The sequence below is a fragment of the Bacteroides mediterraneensis genome (assembly GCF_016900355.1).
Lineage (GTDB): Bacteria > Bacteroidota > Bacteroidia > Bacteroidales > Bacteroidaceae > Phocaeicola.
Map to the genome: position 1 here is coordinate 39,035 of NZ_JACJKA010000012.1, position 18,124 is coordinate 57,158.

Annotated in this window: 21 protein-coding genes; 3 read left to right on the forward strand and 18 right to left on the reverse strand. The window is 45.7% G+C overall.

Annotated elements, in window-relative coordinates:
- Positions 1–53 precede the first annotated feature (53 nt).
- The 3 genes from H6A28_RS07865 to H6A28_RS07875 form a co-directional block, all read right to left on the reverse strand.
- On the reverse strand, positions 54–545 hold the full coding sequence (locus tag H6A28_RS07865; RefSeq protein WP_204476374.1) for a hypothetical protein: 492 nt from the start codon (positions 543–545) through the stop codon (positions 54–56).
- Positions 545–694 carry a hypothetical protein gene (locus H6A28_RS07870; protein WP_204479765.1) on the reverse strand — a complete coding sequence of 50 codons (150 nt, stop codon included), beginning with the start codon at positions 692–694 and terminating at the stop codon, positions 545–547. The genes H6A28_RS07865 and H6A28_RS07870 overlap by 1 nt, the downstream gene beginning before the upstream one ends.
- 297 nt (positions 695–991) lie before the next feature.
- Entirely contained in the window at positions 992–2,185 is a 1,194-nt protein-coding gene (locus H6A28_RS07875; protein ID WP_204479681.1) for a site-specific integrase, read from the reverse strand.
- A gap of 49 nt (positions 2,186–2,234) precedes the next feature.
- Here H6A28_RS07875 and H6A28_RS07880 point away from each other — a divergent pair, with 49 nt between their 5' ends.
- Entirely contained in the window at positions 2,235–2,627 is a 393-nt protein-coding gene (locus H6A28_RS07880) for a hypothetical protein (RefSeq protein ID WP_204479683.1), read from the forward strand.
- 21 nt (positions 2,628–2,648) lie between these two features.
- Complete coding sequence (locus H6A28_RS07885) at positions 2,649–3,083, forward strand: hypothetical protein (RefSeq protein WP_204479685.1); 435 nt, start codon at positions 2,649–2,651, stop codon at positions 3,081–3,083.
- Here the strand turns inward: H6A28_RS07885 and H6A28_RS07890 are convergent.
- A complete protein-coding gene (locus tag H6A28_RS07890; RefSeq protein WP_204479686.1) occupies positions 3,078–3,380 on the reverse strand; it encodes a hypothetical protein in 303 nt (100 codons plus the stop codon). The two genes, H6A28_RS07885 and H6A28_RS07890, sit on opposite strands and share 6 nt — an antisense overlap.
- 9 nt (positions 3,381–3,389) lie before the next feature.
- Here H6A28_RS07890 and H6A28_RS07895 point away from each other — a divergent pair, with 9 nt between their 5' ends.
- A complete protein-coding gene (locus H6A28_RS07895; protein ID WP_204479688.1) occupies positions 3,390–3,815 on the forward strand; it encodes a hypothetical protein in 426 nt (141 codons plus the stop codon).
- 139 nt (positions 3,816–3,954) lie between these two features.
- Here the strand turns inward: H6A28_RS07895 and H6A28_RS07900 are convergent, their stop codons facing one another.
- The 14 genes from H6A28_RS07900 to H6A28_RS07965 form a co-directional block, all read right to left on the reverse strand.
- Positions 3,955–4,338 carry a pyocin knob domain-containing protein gene (locus H6A28_RS07900; RefSeq protein WP_204479690.1) on the reverse strand — a complete coding sequence of 128 codons (384 nt, stop codon included), beginning with the start codon at positions 4,336–4,338 and terminating at the stop codon, positions 3,955–3,957.
- Between the two features lie 11 nt (positions 4,339–4,349).
- Entirely contained in the window at positions 4,350–4,904 is a 555-nt protein-coding gene (locus H6A28_RS07905) for a hypothetical protein (protein WP_204477033.1), read from the reverse strand.
- On the reverse strand, positions 4,885–5,169 hold the full coding sequence (locus tag H6A28_RS07910) for a hypothetical protein (RefSeq protein WP_204477035.1): 285 nt from the start codon (positions 5,167–5,169) through the stop codon (positions 4,885–4,887). The genes H6A28_RS07905 and H6A28_RS07910 overlap by 20 nt, the downstream gene beginning before the upstream one ends.
- A gap of 1 nt (position 5,170) precedes the next feature.
- Entirely contained in the window at positions 5,171–8,638 is a 3,468-nt protein-coding gene (locus H6A28_RS07915; protein ID WP_204479692.1) for a hypothetical protein, read from the reverse strand.
- Positions 8,635–10,746: a hypothetical protein gene (locus H6A28_RS07920; RefSeq protein ID WP_204479694.1), complete on the reverse strand. Its 2,112-nt coding sequence runs from the start codon at positions 10,744–10,746 to the stop codon at positions 8,635–8,637. The genes H6A28_RS07915 and H6A28_RS07920 overlap by 4 nt, the downstream gene beginning before the upstream one ends.
- The gene (locus tag H6A28_RS07925) at positions 10,743–13,016 is read right to left on the reverse strand and encodes a phage tail tape measure protein (RefSeq protein WP_204479696.1); all 2,274 of its coding nucleotides are present in this window, start codon (positions 13,014–13,016) and stop codon (positions 10,743–10,745) included. The genes H6A28_RS07920 and H6A28_RS07925 overlap by 4 nt, the downstream gene beginning before the upstream one ends.
- Positions 13,009–13,245 (reverse strand): hypothetical protein, encoded by a 237-nt coding sequence (locus H6A28_RS07930; RefSeq protein ID WP_204433381.1) that lies wholly within the window; start codon positions 13,243–13,245, stop codon positions 13,009–13,011. The genes H6A28_RS07925 and H6A28_RS07930 overlap by 8 nt, the downstream gene beginning before the upstream one ends.
- Before the next feature lie 68 nt (positions 13,246–13,313).
- Positions 13,314–13,622 (reverse strand): hypothetical protein, encoded by a 309-nt coding sequence (locus H6A28_RS07935; protein WP_204479698.1) that lies wholly within the window; start codon positions 13,620–13,622, stop codon positions 13,314–13,316.
- Complete coding sequence (locus H6A28_RS07940; protein WP_204479699.1) at positions 13,619–14,092, reverse strand: phage tail tube protein; 474 nt, start codon at positions 14,090–14,092, stop codon at positions 13,619–13,621. Before H6A28_RS07940 ends, H6A28_RS07935 begins: the two co-directional genes overlap by 4 nt.
- Complete coding sequence (gene gp17, locus H6A28_RS07945) at positions 14,089–14,481, reverse strand: tail completion protein gp17 (RefSeq protein WP_204479701.1); 393 nt, start codon at positions 14,479–14,481, stop codon at positions 14,089–14,091. The genes H6A28_RS07940 and gp17 overlap by 4 nt, the downstream gene beginning before the upstream one ends.
- A complete protein-coding gene (locus tag H6A28_RS07950; RefSeq protein ID WP_204479703.1) occupies positions 14,478–14,999 on the reverse strand; it encodes a hypothetical protein in 522 nt (173 codons plus the stop codon). The genes gp17 and H6A28_RS07950 overlap by 4 nt, the downstream gene beginning before the upstream one ends.
- Before the next feature lie 55 nt (positions 15,000–15,054).
- Positions 15,055–16,209: a phage major capsid protein gene (locus tag H6A28_RS07955; RefSeq protein ID WP_204479705.1), complete on the reverse strand. Its 1,155-nt coding sequence runs from the start codon at positions 16,207–16,209 to the stop codon at positions 15,055–15,057.
- Between the two features lie 19 nt (positions 16,210–16,228).
- Positions 16,229–16,822: an HK97 family phage prohead protease gene (locus tag H6A28_RS07960; RefSeq protein ID WP_204479707.1), complete on the reverse strand. Its 594-nt coding sequence runs from the start codon at positions 16,820–16,822 to the stop codon at positions 16,229–16,231.
- Positions 16,823–16,871: 49 nt separating this feature from the next.
- Positions 16,872–18,122, reverse strand: coding sequence for a phage portal protein (locus H6A28_RS07965; RefSeq protein WP_204479709.1), 1,251 nt, complete (start codon positions 18,120–18,122; stop codon positions 16,872–16,874).
- Positions 18,123–18,124 lie beyond the last annotated feature (2 nt).

The following is an 18,124-nucleotide window of genomic DNA, read 5'->3' on the forward strand; positions in this document are numbered from 1 at the left end:
TTATTTATATTTGTGAAAATCTTTTATTTTTTGGGTGCAGCGGCGCCCTTTTTTTATTTCTTTTCCTCATTAGTTACTTCTTCGATAATCTCACCAGCAGCCGCATACTTTTTCTTAATATATCCGACCAGCAGCCGCTTGATGGAGACCTTGTTCTTGATTCCGTGTATTGAACAGATATGGTCGGCGATGCTGTCAAACTCGAATAGAAACGCCAGCCCCAGCCCGCACATAGCTGAAATGGTATAGCTGCATATCCCAATAGGCTGAAGGATGGAGATACCCAGCATGAACCCGACAACCAGGTACGAATTATACTCGATGAACTTGCACATCGTCCGCCGGCCGGCCCTGCTGAACCGGAAATCCTCCCCACGTTTCACCACGCTGTCAATGATGCCAAGGACGAAATCGGCCACGATCATTACGACAATGAAGGCCAGCATCCAGCGGAGTTCGAACACCACATTCTTAATTTCTCCTATAAAGGAGTAAGCCCCGGCAACCAGCAGCTGCGGGGCTATGATGGTAACCAGTTTCTCCATCAGCTCACATGTTTATCTGACCAGCCCTTTGCCAGCCAGCCCAAAAACACACCAAAAATAAACGCTCCTGTAGACACGATACTGGCCCAAAACGGTACGTACTGGTAGTATGCCAGCAATCCTACAATTATGACTACTACAATAGCCATTAAAATCATTTTTCTTTTCATACAATTAAGGTTTTTAGTTAAACAATATGTCTTTATATATCCCTCTTATCCCTTATTTTGGTAGCACTTCTAATAGACATAACGCCCACAAGCGCATCCCGGGATGGAACACGCTCATGGGCGTTATCTCATAAGTCACACACAAATCTACTCATTTACCTTCCTTTTCCAACGAAGGTAAACAAGTTAAAAACGAACAAAGAATATATTGTTTCAAAAAGGCTGACACACCTTGTCAGTAGAATCTGGGTAGAGTCTAAGGAATCTACCCAGGTTCTACCGAACGGCAAAATTGGACTGAAAATCGAGCCGTTTTTTGCGCGTTTTTACAGCCTTCAAATCCCGAAGAATTGTTGATGAAAGAACCTCAGAATAAATTTCTGTAGTCTTGACTGAGGTATGGCCAAGCAGCTTCTGAACTGTCGTTATTGGGACCCCCTGATGGATGAGTAGGGTCGCACATGTATGACGGGCCGTATGGTAGGTTATGTGCTTCCGTATCCGGGCCATTCCGGCAATTTGTGCGAGGTATTTGTTCACATCCGAGTTACACCCCAGGCTGGCAAATTCTTCTATGTTGTAGCGGTCCAGAATGGACAATGCCTTGCCTTCGAAAAGTAGATGAAGTGGCAATCTAAGTTCTATGCCAGTCTTAATCGACTTGAAGTGCAGCCAGCGTTTACCGTTCACACGGATAAAATTAGCTGGTGTAAGTTGGCAGAAGTCAGAGAACCTCAAACCTACATAGCAGCAAAATAAGAATGCATCGAGTACGTGACGCAGCTTCTGGTCGTTCACTTCCAGGTTCTCCAGCTTACGCAACTCGTCAGGAGTAAGGAACTCGTGTCGGCCCTTCTCCTGCTTTATCTTGAATTTCCGAAAAGGATACGCATCTGCATGAATGTATCCCTGATTGATTGCTTCATTGACGAGTGTACGCAGCTGGCGAAGGTGTTTGGCCACCGTGTTCACTCCGTTTCCTTTCTCTCTTAGATATGCTTCAAAATCCTTCAGGAATGTGTACGTGATGTCTTTGAAGTCCAACCCTGGTCGGAACTCCTGAAGTACATTAATCGTCGTAATCAGGTTGTCTTTTGTGCTCTGCCGTCTATCTGAATGTTTAACGTATTCTTTGGAGAATACTGGGAACGTAACAGAAACGGGGGTATCTTTCTTTATCGCGTCCTTCAATAGTGACAATGTGGGCGAGATTCCTCGCTTCCAGAAAGAAAGCTCGATGGCTTGGAGATGAAGGATATACTCAAACAACATTGCGTTAAGGTCGTTGGCTTGCGGATGGTCAATTACTTGTGCTGTCTGCTTGTTCCAATGTTCCGGACGCAGATATATATTTGTTTTGAAGTATATTTTACGTTGATTCAAAGAGGCTTCTACCTGCACCAGGGCGGTTCCTTGTTTGTTAAGCTGCTTTTTCCTGTTATATACGAGGCGGTATCTTATTTTATCCATTTTTCCGTCTAATATACGTTGTTTGTATTTCTCTAACAAATATGGACCCGTGGGAGGACTGATTGGTACGGCAACTGGAGAGAAAAACGGATTATTTTCTCGAATAAATGCAGAAAGAAGATTTTTGATTGTAAATAAAACTCTGAAAATTATAGCTGAAAAATTTAGTCCTTGTGAATTGTTCGTGTACAGATATAATACGGGTGTTACGACTACTGGCATTTTACATATTAATTATTATTTGAAAAGTGCAAATTGGTATTTAGAAGACATAGAAGCGTTTATTGATAATGAAAGTAACGTTTATATTAAAGGCGTGCCAGAAGAAAGCAGTAACTTTCATATTATAATATCCCCGACTATATCTACAATTAATGTTGCATACGAAATAATAGATGGTATTATAGATACATCTTCTCTTCAAAGAATCAAGAAGAAATAGTCATTCTCCCACGGGCCGGAGGTGGGAGTACTTATAGGGGAAGCAACTACTAAAAAAGATGGGCTTGCTCCTAAAGGTTTAATTCCTTATGAATATAATAAGAATAATAACGATATAGCAAAATTATTTTTTGAGACAACATCTGTTTCCCATATACACGCATCAATATTAACAATATGCTCCGTATCTGGAGAATCTTTAGGACTTTACTTAATTGTAAATAAATGGAACAGTACTATTGTATCTGCAAAAGTAATTTGTGGTTCTTCAGATACTATATCTACGTTGAAAATTAGGTTGTATTATGCAGTAGAATCGAATGGTAATGTAAGTCTATACATACAAAGTGGTGCGTATCTTCGTATTTATGTATCACCTCAAAATACGTTATTTAACCCTTCGTTTTCATCGGTAAGCACCATCCCATCTGAAACTATAGAGGTTACAGTATCATAAGTACGTTGCTGTATAAATTTCCCACCCTCTTAATAATATACTACCAGAATTGCCGACAATCGAATTTATATATAATTTATTTGAATTTGAACTTGTAGTACCTACTGGTTTATATATCAACATCCCATATCCATTTGTTTTACCCTCATTTATAACAATTAGAACTCCATATTGATATGCGCCTGATGGACCATCTTCAGATATTGTATCAACCTTATAAATACCACTATCTAAATTTTTCCATAGTCCAGTAGCATTACCTTTATAACTTAAAGGATTCCCCAGTAGTCCTCCCACGGGCCCCTCGTGGGAGGACTGATTGGAAATGGGAATAATACGAAAAATGGATTAATTACAGATAGAAAATGTGCTTCATCAGGAGAAAGCCTGCAAGTTCAAAATTTAACTTATAAAATAGCCCAAATTAAAGGTACATATAATTATATATTAGCAGAAATTGATTTATTCGCTTCACAAGGATTTCAATCATATAAGATTTCATTTGGAAAAGAAGGTGTGGAGGATATTCGATGTTCTGCAAAAAAAACAGTTTATTCAGATAGCAGTACAAATCTTGAAGTGTACACAGATACAGATTCTTTGTATGTAAGAGTCGTGGGAGTGAAATTTATAACAATCAGAACATATACTTCAACAGGATTTAGCAGTCCTATCGTGTATGCTAAGTACGAAGGTGATATTGGAGCATTAAAAAAAATCGATATGCAATAATTGTTACAATATTTTCTACTTAATTATTTAAGTCTCATAATGTTACTTATATACGCATAAGATGGGGGAAAAAATGGAATGAATGGATGAAAATGACAGTATCAAATGTATAATATGAATAGTTTTGGACAGTGCCTCATTAAATGTCTTTCCATTCACGCCATACGGTTCCCCACTTTATTCTACTCTTTCGTAAAGAATTGCTGAAATTAAAAAACTCCTGATATGTGATAAAACTTGATGTAAAAACTAATAACAGACCATTAGCCAACTCAACACCAGACTCTTCCAGTACAAAATATGCTCCGGTATTTAATGTGTCATTAAGTTGTGAATTTTTAATTTGTCCCCTATCCTTGAAATAAGTATTGTTAATGCCAAGTAGTCCTCCCACAACTTCTGCCATGTCCTCCTTAGACATCTGCTGAATGCTTCCGTCATTCATTACTGCAAGGAAATTTTTTACATTATTTAAAGTTCCAGTGCTGACCGTAGTCACTTCATTTAATTTTTTATCTGCCATAATCGTAAAATTTAATCGTTAGTATTTTCGTTTTCTTTATCTGAAGTCATCAAAGCCTCCGTTGCAGTTACTTCCACCTCAGGAAGAACCGGCTGGTAATATACTGTACCTTCTGTATTATCTTCTGAAGATACGGAAAGAAGCAGTGGTTGCTGGGCTGGTATATTATCCGTGCTGAATGTGTGCGGAGTAATGACCTCAAGCAGCACATCATTATATCTGAATTTGAAACCCACTTCCGCCTTTTGCCCGAACAAATCAGCCCATTCCGGGAAGAACCTTTTAACCTTCAGGGCCTGGGTGTTTGTCAGTTTCAGGTTATTAATATCTTGAGAAACGGTACCGACAAGAGAATTCAACTTTGACAAAAAATCATAGCTAAGTTCATTCGGATAGAATAGTTTACCTTCTTCTATCATGTCGTTCATTTCCGACTCTGTAACTTCTTTCCAGAGCGCTGCTTCCTCGACAGAGGCTACCAGCATCATTTTCTCGAATCTTCTTTCTTTGATGGATACCTCCCCGCTTTGCGTAAGGAAGCATCCGTTACTTGCTTGTAGTATCATTTTTCGCGTTTTTAACCATTTCATTAATTGCGTCAATAAAACGAGGTGACCCCAAATTAGCATACGCCTGAATCATATCCACTTCTTTCTCATTATACTCTTCTTCACCAATTGAATTATAAATCTTACGACAAAGTTCAAGTGATGCAATTCCTCTTCCAGACGCATATATTGCATCGGCGAACATCTCTCTCACATCCTCTACCGAATGTTGCGTCCTGGATAGACTATTAAACACACGTAATTCTTTAAAATTAAGTTTCATATTATCCGATTTTATACAATATACCATTTTTAAAATAAAGCGTCTTAGAGTATCCATTAGGCGGTACATATTCTGCAGTACCAGTATATCCTGTATAATTGTTACCGTCTGACATTGTTATCTGGTCTGCTCGGATTGATATTGAATTATCCCCATTCTGTAAAGTAATAGAATCAGGTTCTGCATCAAGCTTTACATCACTTCCTCGTATTAACCTCACTAAATGAGGATACATGATTAGATTTTCACCTCCATTATTAAAAAGCCTTAAAGTGCAGGATTGATATCCATTATTTTCAAAAAATGCCCACTCGGATATTACGCTATTATCTGGCAAGATAAATTGTATAGATCTTGTATCTGGATTAATCAAGATTCTCTTTCCATCCGCGTTCGTAAGGAGGCTACCTGTGAATTCTCCAGTGGCACCAATTAGTTTACCGCTAAATGTTCCAGATGTCGCCACAATTTCACCCTGAATGTGTGCCTTTGTGGCCCAGAACTCACCGGTGCGGTTGACGCGGAACGGTGCAGTAGCCCGATTCTCGAAGGTGCTGCCGGTAAAGAACCGGATGCTCCCGGCATCATTGCTCCCTGTAAGACCTGCATCCACGATACCGTCTTCTGTCTGAATCAGAAGGTCATTACCCTGGAAGAAACGGATCTTCGCATTTTTTGCGATAATCAGCGAAGTGAATATTGCCGCCACGTTGGTACCGAATTTCATCCAATACTCCGTATTTGTGTACGTGATACTGGAAGAGGAAACATGCGTCTTCAAGCACTGGTATGCGTCCCAACCGGTTTCCATCGCATTGTTTCGAACAAGCACTATGTCAATGTAACGTATAATGCTCTTGTCTGTAAGATTGCTATCATTCCGGTATTCTGTGTTCAACGCCCATTCACTGTCACGTATCACGCAGCCTCCAAGGCCGTCCTTCCCCATCTGTGCGAAGATGGCCGGCGTCGAATACGCGCCCCAGATACCTGACGACGAACGCCGTCTTTTGGACACCCATTCGTAAGGATAGGATTCAGATATCCCTGAGGGGTAACGTGTCCATCCTGCGGGCAAATAATCTTCACTCTGCGGAGATACAGGCGTAGACGGTATCGAATAGCTGGATGTCCGGATGTATATTTCTTCAGGAATCACACCATCCTTACCGTTTTCACCCTTTTGGGCCAGCACATCATATTCAGATGCGTTTCGCTCGCCTGTCAGCACATATCCACCGTCCGAGAAAGTGAAACGGTTGCCGTCTTTATCCGTCCAACACCACATGGGAGGATTGCGTGTCGCTACCTTGGCCGTCCATGAGCTGCCGGCCATGCTTGTCACGCCCAGTTTTGGTACCAGCAAATCCGTATGCCATGCCCCCATGTTCGTATAGCCTTCACCCTGTGCTCCGGAGACATTCGCAAAATCGGTAGAATCCTCTGTACCGTCAGTGTATTCAATCACACTCTTTGTCCAGATGTAGGTACCGTTCTGCCAGCCCGGATACACAGAAGTCCATTCACCGCCTACCAGTTCGGTAGCGGAGGTTGAACGGTAATAATATTCCGTAATTTTTTTGATACCCTTACCACCGGAAATACATACAGGGTCGGTGTAGGTCATGGTATTATCTTTGTAATACATCGCCGTACGTGACCAGATATATCTCCCGTTTTCCCATGCCGGTGCAATCGTCTGCCAGCCCGTCGCCGGTGCGACTGTATTACTGTCGCCAATCGCATATTCCACATCGACATTTATCAGTCCCAATGCATCAGCTCCATCGGTCGCAATCGTAATATATTCATTTGTGTTACTCTCGCCTGTCAGAGCGTATCCACCATCAGAAAATGTGAAACGGTTGCCGTCCTTATCCGTCCAGCACCATTCCGGAGGATTGTCGGTACCGTCGGAAGAATTGCACATATAGGTAGAGCTTGCCATCCGAACGACGCCCAGATTCGGGACATGCAGACCTGAATACCAGTAACCCATCGGAGTCACTGACTGACCGGCCGGACCTTGAATTTTGCCTACATTGTTGAACTTGGAACCATTCCAGACCCACAAATCGCCGTCAATCAGGTATGCATCCCCCTGACTGTTCCCTGAGGACGGGAGCTGGCTTTCGTCGTCTAATGAGGCAAGTATCTTGATAGATGTACCGCTCTCCACCTGCAGCAGCCAGGATGGATTATTTTCAGAGGGTGTGGTATCAGTCCCATTCTCGTTAATGCACAGCCACAGACAGCCTTTGTAAGAGAAACGGTCGTAATAATCCGCATGGTTATCGGCCGGCGGCCATGCGCCGCGGTCATTGGCAGTCATCACCGGCGTGCCGTCTGGCTTCACCTGCGCCACTGTACCAGTAAAGTAGACAGAATTCAGGTACATGGAATATCCGTCCATTTTCATGCCGAACACATTCAAGTTTGTCAGGTCACCGAACTGCATGGCGATATTCTGTACTCCAATCTCCCAAGTATTCAGCTTCCACAGCATACGGGTGTATGTCCGGGTCTCATATACCACAGTCATACGGTCTTCGTACGTGGTGTTACCTCGACACGTGAAGTGCATTTGTGAATATGGATGTATCTTGTAACCTGGTCGGAGGGAATAACGGAAAGTACCGTTATTATCATCACTGACCTCAGTAATGATGAAATAGGATGTGGCGAATCCGGCAAAGGAGAAATTACCTTTGCCATCATCCGAATCCTCAGTCGCATCGCGCTCGTCGCCGAAATGATAGATACCCATATTCATGTCATGAAGGTGGATGGAACCATATTCTCCGTCCTCCAGCTTCAGCGTAGCGGTACCCGTGTCAAGGATATTCCCTTCAGCATCCGTATCCGGTGTACATGTCTCTATGATACCTCCACCCGGTCCCCTCCATTTATCGCCGATCAGGATTTCCACACGGTTGTATCGCAGTTCAGGCACCTGTAACCACTCCCACAGTGTGAGACCACGCATTTCACCATAACCTTTTTCGTCAATTTTTGCTCCAAAGCCGGTAATCCCGGAAGCAAAACCGTGCTCTCCGAACACAGCACCGCCTAACAGGCTGAGAAGGAATTGCGTAGAATCCGGGATGTCCTTTCTGATAAATAGGTCTTTAAGTGATTCTTGATTATTCTGTATCTCTTTAATTACACGACTTGCCGTCATTACAGCCTCATCTGTAATATCATCTGCATCCTCTTCTTTAAGTATGTATCTTATTAAGTTAGATGCTATCTTGATTCCCTTTAAGAATGTGATAATTCCGTTGGCCGTATCATCCGACTTTTTCGACAGGAACTGCTGTCTTAGTGTCGACAAATCCGCTCCTCCCTGGTTAATGATAGTCGTATCTCCTCCCGAGCTTCCACCTTTTACCACGGTACTTCCTACCGGATAGTTTCCGCTTCTGGGCTTGTTCGGGATAACTCTTGTCTTTATATCTACCTGCTTCATACGACTTCTACCATTATAACCTTAAATGAATTCATCTTGTAATCAATCTCACCGCCCATGGCCAGGAAATACTTTCCCGGCTGGTTCCTGTCTGTCAGTCTCGTGAACGGAGTGATATCCGCTCTCTTTAATACCTCCGTAAGCCGTAATTTGGTAGCACTATAATAGTCGACTATTCTTCTTATCAGCAACTCTTCCGGGCGGATGGTTGTACCTGTTATCCCACAATACAGGTTATCCTCCAGATACTTGTCGCCAATAAGCACCTTACTATAGCATGCTCCGTCATTATTGTATGAAGAAATTTTAAATTCAATCTCGTCAAGTTCGTTAATGTAGTTCTCATTAACCACGTTTTCATACGTACGGTCAGAATCTTCGCTGTCATCATTGGTTGAATACTTCGTATAAGCGAATTCAAAGTCCTTAATGGCAAAGTAATCTGCCGGGGTAGAACCTACCACAAAAGAGGCATGAGGACCAAACAAGGTGAACTCCATGTCGCCATACAGTATCTCGTCTCCCGGGAGATGACACACGTATCCTTTCACGCCATCCAGCCCGTCGTTCAACTTACGACCTTTTGTCTGTATATCGTAAGGTCCTTTGAAGTCGTTGACGTTCGTGTCACCGAAGTCCACCCACAAATTATTAGTATATTCCCCGACTACGGGTTCTGGATTGGTATCCCAGTAATATCCGTTATCACCTCCATGAAAGTATTTGTCGCCAATCCGGAGCCTGAAATGGAAATCGTATGTGGCCAGTCCGCCAGTCATGCTGGCCAGCATTTCCAGGCTAAAGTAAATCGAAAATGCGCCATTACTGTATGCGGCCGGAACTCCCTTAATAGTCATTATTGGAATACGGTTGCTACGGCTGAATATAGGCGTTCTGTCAGCCGTTCTCCTCCCGGTCTTGATGTAGTATTGCTCGGTGAACTCATAGTCCTTGATATCGGCATTTCCGTCCTTGTCCTCGTTATAATCATCATATCTTACTGGTATGGAACCCGTAATTGATTCCAGCTCCCAGGTCTTCGCATTATCAATCGCCGTCTTCAGTTCTTCTGATGAAAGTTCAGTCAGATCATCCTCTCCATCTCCGTACTTATATGCCCACAACTTATACCGGTCATTCTCTGACTTCATGAACTCGTAATGTGTCACCTTATATCCCTGCGTGTTACTCTGATAGAGTCTCGTATCCTTACTCGTAAGATACTTCAACGCGTCAAAAGACGTATCTGGCAGCGCATCGCCTACCGGATAGTTGCTGCACCGGATGGTCACCTTGTTGTATCCAGGAGCGATGTCGAGCGTATGGCCGTCACCAGAAAATCCTATTTCCTGCACGGACATAGAATCTGTCTGTACTTTGCTGTATTCGGTACCTGCGTACTTGTAATATTCCCCGTCTGTATTATTGATGTCCACGAAATACAAGTCTCCCAAATAGTCCACGCATGTCCAGTTCAGCAGCTTCATGATTTCTTCCAGCACGTCCTTGTATTTCATCGGATTGTCGTCCTCGTCGAAGAAGTTCTGCTCGGATACGCTCATTTCCGAAAGCGGATTGCTCCAGGAATCAAAGGCCGACTGGTCAGCTCCATATACGTGCGGAAGATATACAGACTGATATTCCCCGCGTGACTCCTCGATACAGGCCTGCAACAGGTCCCACAATGTGACGAATCCTCGATTCTCGTTCTTCTGCTTGTAGTCCACATACTCCAGTACCGACATAGCCGAGTAGCACTCCAGGTCGAGGTTGAACTTTACGCTCCGATAGTCCTGCGTGTATATCTCGGGCTTGATGAATCCCCTCCATATCATCCGGTCTCCTTCATACAGCGTCACACGACACATCCGGTAATCCGTAGAAAATAGGTCCTGCAAGTAGTCCCCGCCGAAGATGTGCAGCGTGGCTGTGCTGAACCGGGTAGGGGTGTACACGAATTCCTCGTCACTTAAAGTCACGGTGAAAGGGGAGGACTGGCCCTTCAGCTCAGCCGATGCCCCCTGGTATCCTTCCTTCTCGATTTTTATCAGGTAATCTTTCCCGTCTATTCCGTTGAATGGCAGTGTATATATCAGTCCGTAGCTCATAGTTTCTTCCCTGTTTTCTTCATATAGTTAGATAATGCCAGATAAAGGTCACTACCTTGTATGCGGCTCACACCGAGGCTCACGGTAGCGCCTCCGTCCGATGTGGTAAGGTCGTACAGCCGTCTCTGCTGCTTCTGGTTAAGAATCATCTCACCGGAGTTTACCCGGGCCAGCAAACGGTCTCCAAAGTAGCTGCTTCCTCCGATAATACCGCCTTCTGCAAACTGGGGAAGGCTGCTGAAAATAGAGGCTACCGTAGTAAGAACTGTTGCCACTGCGGCCAGTGATGCGGGCCAAGGAGCAGAGAAAGCGGAAGCCACGCCCTGGGCAGTAGCCAGCGCCTGAAGCTGCACGATCATCTGTGCGATGTTGGCCGCACTGGACAAAGCCCATGCCCCCATATTATCTGAAGATTGGCTCATGAGTCCGCCCAACGTGCCGAGTATGGAACTCACATTTTCGAGCCCCATTGTCATATCGTCTACATTCTTTACTGACTTATCGGAGATAGGTTCTATCTTATCCAACTTATCTGGAAGAGTTGCCATCCCAGCCAAGTTTGACGCCGGCTTCTGTACAGCACCCGGAGCCTTCAGGTCCTTGTACTTCACCGTGATATCCATCTCTCTTCTTTTTGAGACCAGCTCATCCAGTTCACGAGATATGCGAATACGGTCCGCATCATTCACTGCGAGAGACAACTCTTTTTTCTTTCCTGATATCTGATTGTCAAGATAAGCCATTGAACCTTTAGGAGGATCGTTCTCCGTTGTCCCGGATAGTTTACTTGTGTTCAGCTTGTCATTAGCCTTCTCTTCGGCCTTATTTTTTGCCTCCAGTTCCTTTCTCTGTTCCTTGATAAGAGATAGAATCTGCGAATGTAATATGCTCTCTCTGTATGCATTATCGTACGTCTTCTGAGCCTCAACAAGAGCCTTTCTTTCTTCTTCTGCCACACCGTTTACATTCACAGCCTTGGCCCTTATATAATTGGCTTCTGCTTTTTGTAACTCATTTTTTCGCTGCTGCAGTTTAAGCGCTTCCGGATACATGTAGTTCACCTGGCGCTCTTCCTTATCCAGCGCTTCTGTCATACTCATCCCAGAATTCATGTATCCGGTGATTCTCTTGTTGAACTCGTCCTGGTTGATATCCTTGTCTTTCTTGGTTCTCTTATTGAAGAGCTCGTCAATACTCATGTTCGCCTCTGCCAGCTTATCTACCCAGTCCCTTATCTCGTCAACGATATCCTTAATTATGCCGTTACTTCCGGCCATCGTATTGATAAATGCGCCCCATGCGCTCTGCAATTTTCCAATAGATCCGGCGAGATTGTCGTTGTTAATCCGGGCTTGCTCGTATGCGGTATTCGTATCCGTAATGCCGGTGCGTAGCTGCTCAAACGCATCCCGTTCCTGCAGGATGGCGATGGCCGCCGTTACGGACTCCTTACCGAACATCTTGGTGAGCTCGGTAGCGTCCATATTCTTCGCTGACAGGTTATCCAGCGCACGTGAAAGACCTACTACAGACGGGCGGAGCTGTCTGTCCGCAGAAGACTCTAATGTGAGGAAGATGTTTCGAAGGTTGGTACCCGCACTGCCGGCATCGGTGATACGAGGTGCGATGGCCTCGATGGCGGCTACCAGGTCGTTGAACTTAATACCTACAGATGATGCGGTACCTCCGGCGTTCTCGATGGCCTTATTAAGATAAGGAATGTCAGCGGAACCCTGCTGGGAGGCTGCGGCAAGAATGTTGATATACTCTGCTGCATGTACACTGGACTGTCCCATCTGGTTAAGTGAGCCGGTAAGGGCTTTCGCGGCAGTAGGGACATCGAGTTCTGCCGCCTCAGCCAGCGTAACAGCCGCCTCAGCGGTGGCTGTCAGGGCCGACTTATTCTTCAACAACTCCGGCATCTGCGACCCGATAAGCTTGTAGGCGTCCACCATCTGCGTGGCCGACTGGGTGCTGTCCATCGCCATGCGGATAGCTTCCGAACGGAAATAGTTCAGTTCATCTGCGGTCACACCCGTAATGGCACGCAGTGAAGACAAAGACTTTTCAAATTCCATGTTCGCCGTGACAGCAGAATGGATGGAAGTGCTTATGCCGACAAATGCGGCGGCATACCCTCCAAATTTAGTCAATCCTGAAACTATACCTTTCGATGTGTTGGCGAAGCTGCTGATGCTTCCCTGAGCCTTCTTCAAGTTCGCATCAAAATCGCTCTTGTCAAGCAGTAGTCGGGTAAATATATTAGCCATGGTGTTCAAACATTTTTGCGCGTTTCCTTAATTCTTCCATTTCTCTCTTGCGGTCTTCCCGGCTCTCTACATCGTCCAGGTCTCCGTCAAGAGTCATTACGTCATCCAGTTCCAGGTCCCTGCAGTAGGGTCGGAGAGAGGCCCACATTACCATCCGTATCTTCTCCAGTTCCGACCGTTCTTTCCTCCGCAGACCTGTGATATAGGCGACGCACTCCGGTATGTCCATCCTGTCAAGGAAGTATTCCGGAGATACGCCGCCCTTACAGACTATCTCTTCATACAGACGTGCTATGCTCAGCCCTTCTTCCTGTTTGCTTTCACCGGTTTCGCTTTTTTTTTAAGCTGCTCCAGGCGGTCGGCCTCTGTCTTCACCAGTTCCATGAAGCCTTCAAAGATTGTCGGGTCAATATCGCACTGGTCAATCAGCTGCTCGAATGTCAGGCTGTATTCCGGATTGCATGCCATGAGGGAAGCATGAAGGAGCAGGTATGCATCCTCCAGCTTCTTTCCTTCGTACGGATGTCCGGTCAGCTGCTCATACTTGAACAGCGACCGGAGACTGTATCGGAGGTAGTATTCCTTATTGTCAATACTTACTATCATGCCCCACCTGTCTTCACTTTTTCCAATTTTCCTACGCCCTTGAACGTGGCAGACACAGTCATATTATCACCGTTCTGTCCTTTCAGGTCCACCTTGGTAATGATAGCCTCACCTTTGTAGTAAGTGGTCGTAGAACCATCCGGAGCAGTCCATCCTCCTTCAGGCACCGCATCGGTACTCTTATTCTTCGGAATACCTGCGATGATAGGTACTTTCTGAGCGGCCAATGCCTTGTCCATCAATGCTTCATAACTGATATCTACCGGAGTTCCATCATCAGGCGCACCTAACGACTCGGAGGATGCCTCCCAGTTAAATCCAGTCACTTCCGATTCATCCCACAGCCCGCTGTCCTTGGATGCCGTGCTGGTAGTATCAATGTTCAGAGTGAGCTGATGGTTGGTTGCCAGTGCCACGGCTTTCCCGTCTACAAAGACCATGAAATCTTTACCTTTCAATACTTTTCTCATACGTTTGTTGTGGTTAAGTTAAATACTAATTGTTGCATATATACGTTATCCGAAAATGACTCCATGGCGTCTTCCATGTAGCACTCCGTTACCTGGAACGTATTGTATATCCCTCCAGTACAGTCCAGCGCCTTACGTACCAGCTCTGCCACCTGAACGGATTCCTTATAGTTGTCGGAGAATACATACACGTCAACCGTTACCGCGTCCTCACCACTTCTTATGTCCTTCGTCCGTAAGGGAGCCACTGAGGAACGCTCGTAGCAGATGAAGGGAAATTTTGTTTCGGCCGATAAGGCTACCGGAAACATCCGGTTTCCGACTTTTTCCGTCAGTTCCTCCGAGAGAGTCATCCGGCTCAATATGTGTTCCGCTACTGATAGGCTCATTTTTTCGATGCTATTCGATTAATATATTTCTCAATTAAGCTGTTAAGGCTTGTCTGGGCTTCTGTCTGTTTGGACTTTACCGCGTTCTGGAAGAAGTAGGATGCCTGTATGCGTCCGGTGTATCGCTTCTTAGACAGCTTTCGGCTTGTCTTATTGTAGCGTTCTCCGGTTCCCAGATCAAAGAATTTCAGTGTATAGGCGATGTCTTTAATCCCTCTTTTACGGTAACTCGCCGACTGCTTCCTGGTGAGTCCTCCTAAAATATCTACTCGCACTCCTCCTAAGTCCTTATAGACCTTGAACTTCACAAACCGCTGCATAGGCCGGTAGTTGATTCTTCCGTTCTTTCCCGACACGCTTCTCAGGTTCTGTACGGCCTGCTTCCGGATGATTCCTCCAGCCGCAGCCAGCCCCCGTCGTATTGCGCTTCTGGCTTCCCTGTTAGTCAATGACAGGTCCTTAATCATCTGATTAATTCTGCTGACATCTACCGTGAATTTTATACCCTCTACAGCCATAATTTACTAATAGAAGGACCGGGTGTTACCCCAGTCCTAAATTAAAGATTGAACACTACTCCAATGTTGCCTTACCCACAGCGAACGCTTCCGAACGCAATGTCAACATGTCGTAATGCGTGTTGAAAATAAAGTAGGTAAGGTCTTTCTTAGCTACGGCTGCAGACTGTGAGTCGACTGTCATACGCATCTTACCGAACTGACCAACCAGCTCATAGCTGAATACGCCAAATCCCAGCATATCCTTGTCCACATATTCAGTGACATACACCGGATAACCGTCAATCAGTCCGTTTTCGCAGATAAACAAACCGGAACCTGTGTCCTTAGGCGTGGACTTCAGCTTTGCCATCATGGATGCAGAGCATACCCAGCAGGCTGTCCCATCCAGAACAACGCCTTTCTCCAAAGCAGCTGCTTCAATCTGCAAGACTTCTGTCCAAGTTGGCGCAGCGCCAGCCATCGTCACAGCCGGAGTGGCATACGCATCTACGAAACATCCTTTAGATGCTTTGCTCAGCTGAGTCTTATTGAACATCCATTTGTTCAACAGGCGGGCAAGACCCATAGTCAGCTGACGCTGTACGATGTCGAGTACCAATCCGCTTGACTGGTCAATCGCATGATTAGACACCGGAATACTGATACCCACTCTCTTAGGAGTCGGAGTAAGTTTACTCAGGTCCACCTTAGTGTCAGTCAGTTCCACATTCTCATCTTCCAGCGTAGCTTCCACACCGCCCGCTACTACCGGGAACTGCCATGCACCCTCAATGCCGTACTGTACCTTACAGCCTACTCGGCCCAAGATAAGTCCTTTTTCCAATGGCTCGATGACATCACCGATGGTCAACGGGATAATAGGAGCAGCCGTGGTGCTGTCCGTCACGTCACGAGTCAACGGAATATCCATACCACCTGCCTTCACCAATGAACGTGTTTCCTCCGAAATCTGGCCACCATTACGCATGAATCTTACTGCTTCGTCGAACACGCGACCACGGTTCTCTCTCTGCACGGTCTGCTCCGTACGAGGCTGGTCTGCCTGTGCCATCCGAAGTTCCAGTACAGCTTTTTCAGCCGTCAAGGCGTTCTTTTCGTCGATTTCGTCCTGAGTCATTTGTCTCTTTTCTGCCTCCAGGGTGTCGGCCATTTCCTTGAATCGTGCGTTAATCTCACGCACGCGCTTCATCATTTCTCTTTTTGTCATTACCTTAAGATTTAAGTTGTTAGTTTTCTGATAATTTTCGAAGTTCAGCGACTTCTTCCTTGTATTCGTCCTTCCGGTCCTCCGGATAGAATTTTTCCAGACTCCGGACAGACACGTCTGTCCCCATGTAGGCCGGGTCAGACACGATACTGACATCGCCTATCCAGTCAATCTTGTTCACATATCGGTACAGCATGTTGCCTTTCCGCTCATATTGCACATTGTTCTCGTCCGTCATGTATGCGAATGATGATCCGAACAAGTCACCGCGTCTTACCATCTCTACCGCATAATCACCATCCTGCGTAGTCGGAGCCTCGAAACTATATTTCAATCCATGTGCATCTACCGTGAGTGACAACGTACCGGAACCATTGTATCTTCTTGCCAGCATACGTCCAATCGTATGCTCCAGCAGTGCCTTCACATCACTGTGTGCCAGCAAATCCTGTGTCACCGCACCCGAACGGATAATCTCGCGAAAGTACCGTTTGTTCTGCCTGTCATACAGCACCTCGCTTTCCTGGTCGAACACGATGGCGTATCCCTCGATGTTTCGGCTATCCTGCGCCAGCTTGGGCGCCGCGTCTTGTCCATAACTTCTAATTTCCATAATCAATGCCTCTTTACCTTACCAGCGTAACTCGTATTTTGGTAGCACTTTATCCATTATTTCCTGGATTTTCTTCAATTTTCTTTCCTACCGGCATAAGATTTGCCGACACAAGCAGTTCGTCTCCACCCGGAACTGGAGGATAACCTCTCTCTCGTCTTGCCTCGTTAATAGTCTGTAAGCCAGCCTGTATGTTTTTCTCCGTGACAGTAGCCAGCGTCATCAGGTCGGTGTTATAAAAGTCTTTTACCGAGAACTCGATACGGTATCTTCCATACTGCGATGGGACGAAAAGTTTTGCTGTAAATTCCAGAGAAAACTGTTTCAAGATCTGCTGCAAAGTGTCGCTCATGAACAATACCTGCGACATCTCGCTGGCCTTGTAGTTTGTCGACTGACCGGCGAACACCTTATCCGGGTGGACTCCGTAGAACCGGCATATCTCCAGCACGCCGAATTGCTTATTCTCCAGCAGTTTGCTGTCAGCTGGTGATAGGTCTATCGCACTGAACCCGGTACCTGCCGGCAGATTCATAATCTGCTTGCCGGATTTCAGTTCTTCGCTGACTCTGTCCGCCACATTCTTCAATTCGTTATCCTGAAACATTCCCACGCCCTTCACATAGGCATCTCCACCCGTTACGAATCCCCTTCTGGTTCCTCCCGGAGAATATACTTCTTCGCTCTTGTCGTCCGACATCGAAGCGATTCGCAGCACCTTAGCAGCATATCGCAGCGTTGACACACCCAAATATCCGCCATCCGTAGACAGGTTACGGAGGTGGATCATCTCGTCCGCCTCGAACGTACCGAACACATGGTTCACCATGTCACTTACGATGTACCGGTTAGACAGTTTGTCGTATGTGCAGGTGTTTGGGCTCAGCAATACCAGCCTGCCCAAGTCACCATTCGTTCGCCATTCCGGATATATGTATGCGTTGCCCTGGTTGAGCATCTGGACAACGGAATTCCGGATAAGGTCGAAGGATGTCTGCCGCTCGTTCGGCTTCAAGGCCAACAGGCTGGCCAGTCTTCCTGTATCCTCCGTTTTCCAGTAGCTTCCGGCAACTTTCTTCTTAATCTGGAGTGGGAGTGAGGCAACCGTTCCAGACACGATGGACGTACAGCGATATACGGCTGCAAGCTTCATCGCCATGTCAGGACCTACCGCATACGAGCTTCCGGCTATTACCTGCATGTCATTATTTCCATACCATGTCGTTATATTCCCTTCACCGATACTGCGTACCTGCTTCTTTCCGGTCAGCACATGCCAAGCATCTCTAAATTTTCCCATAA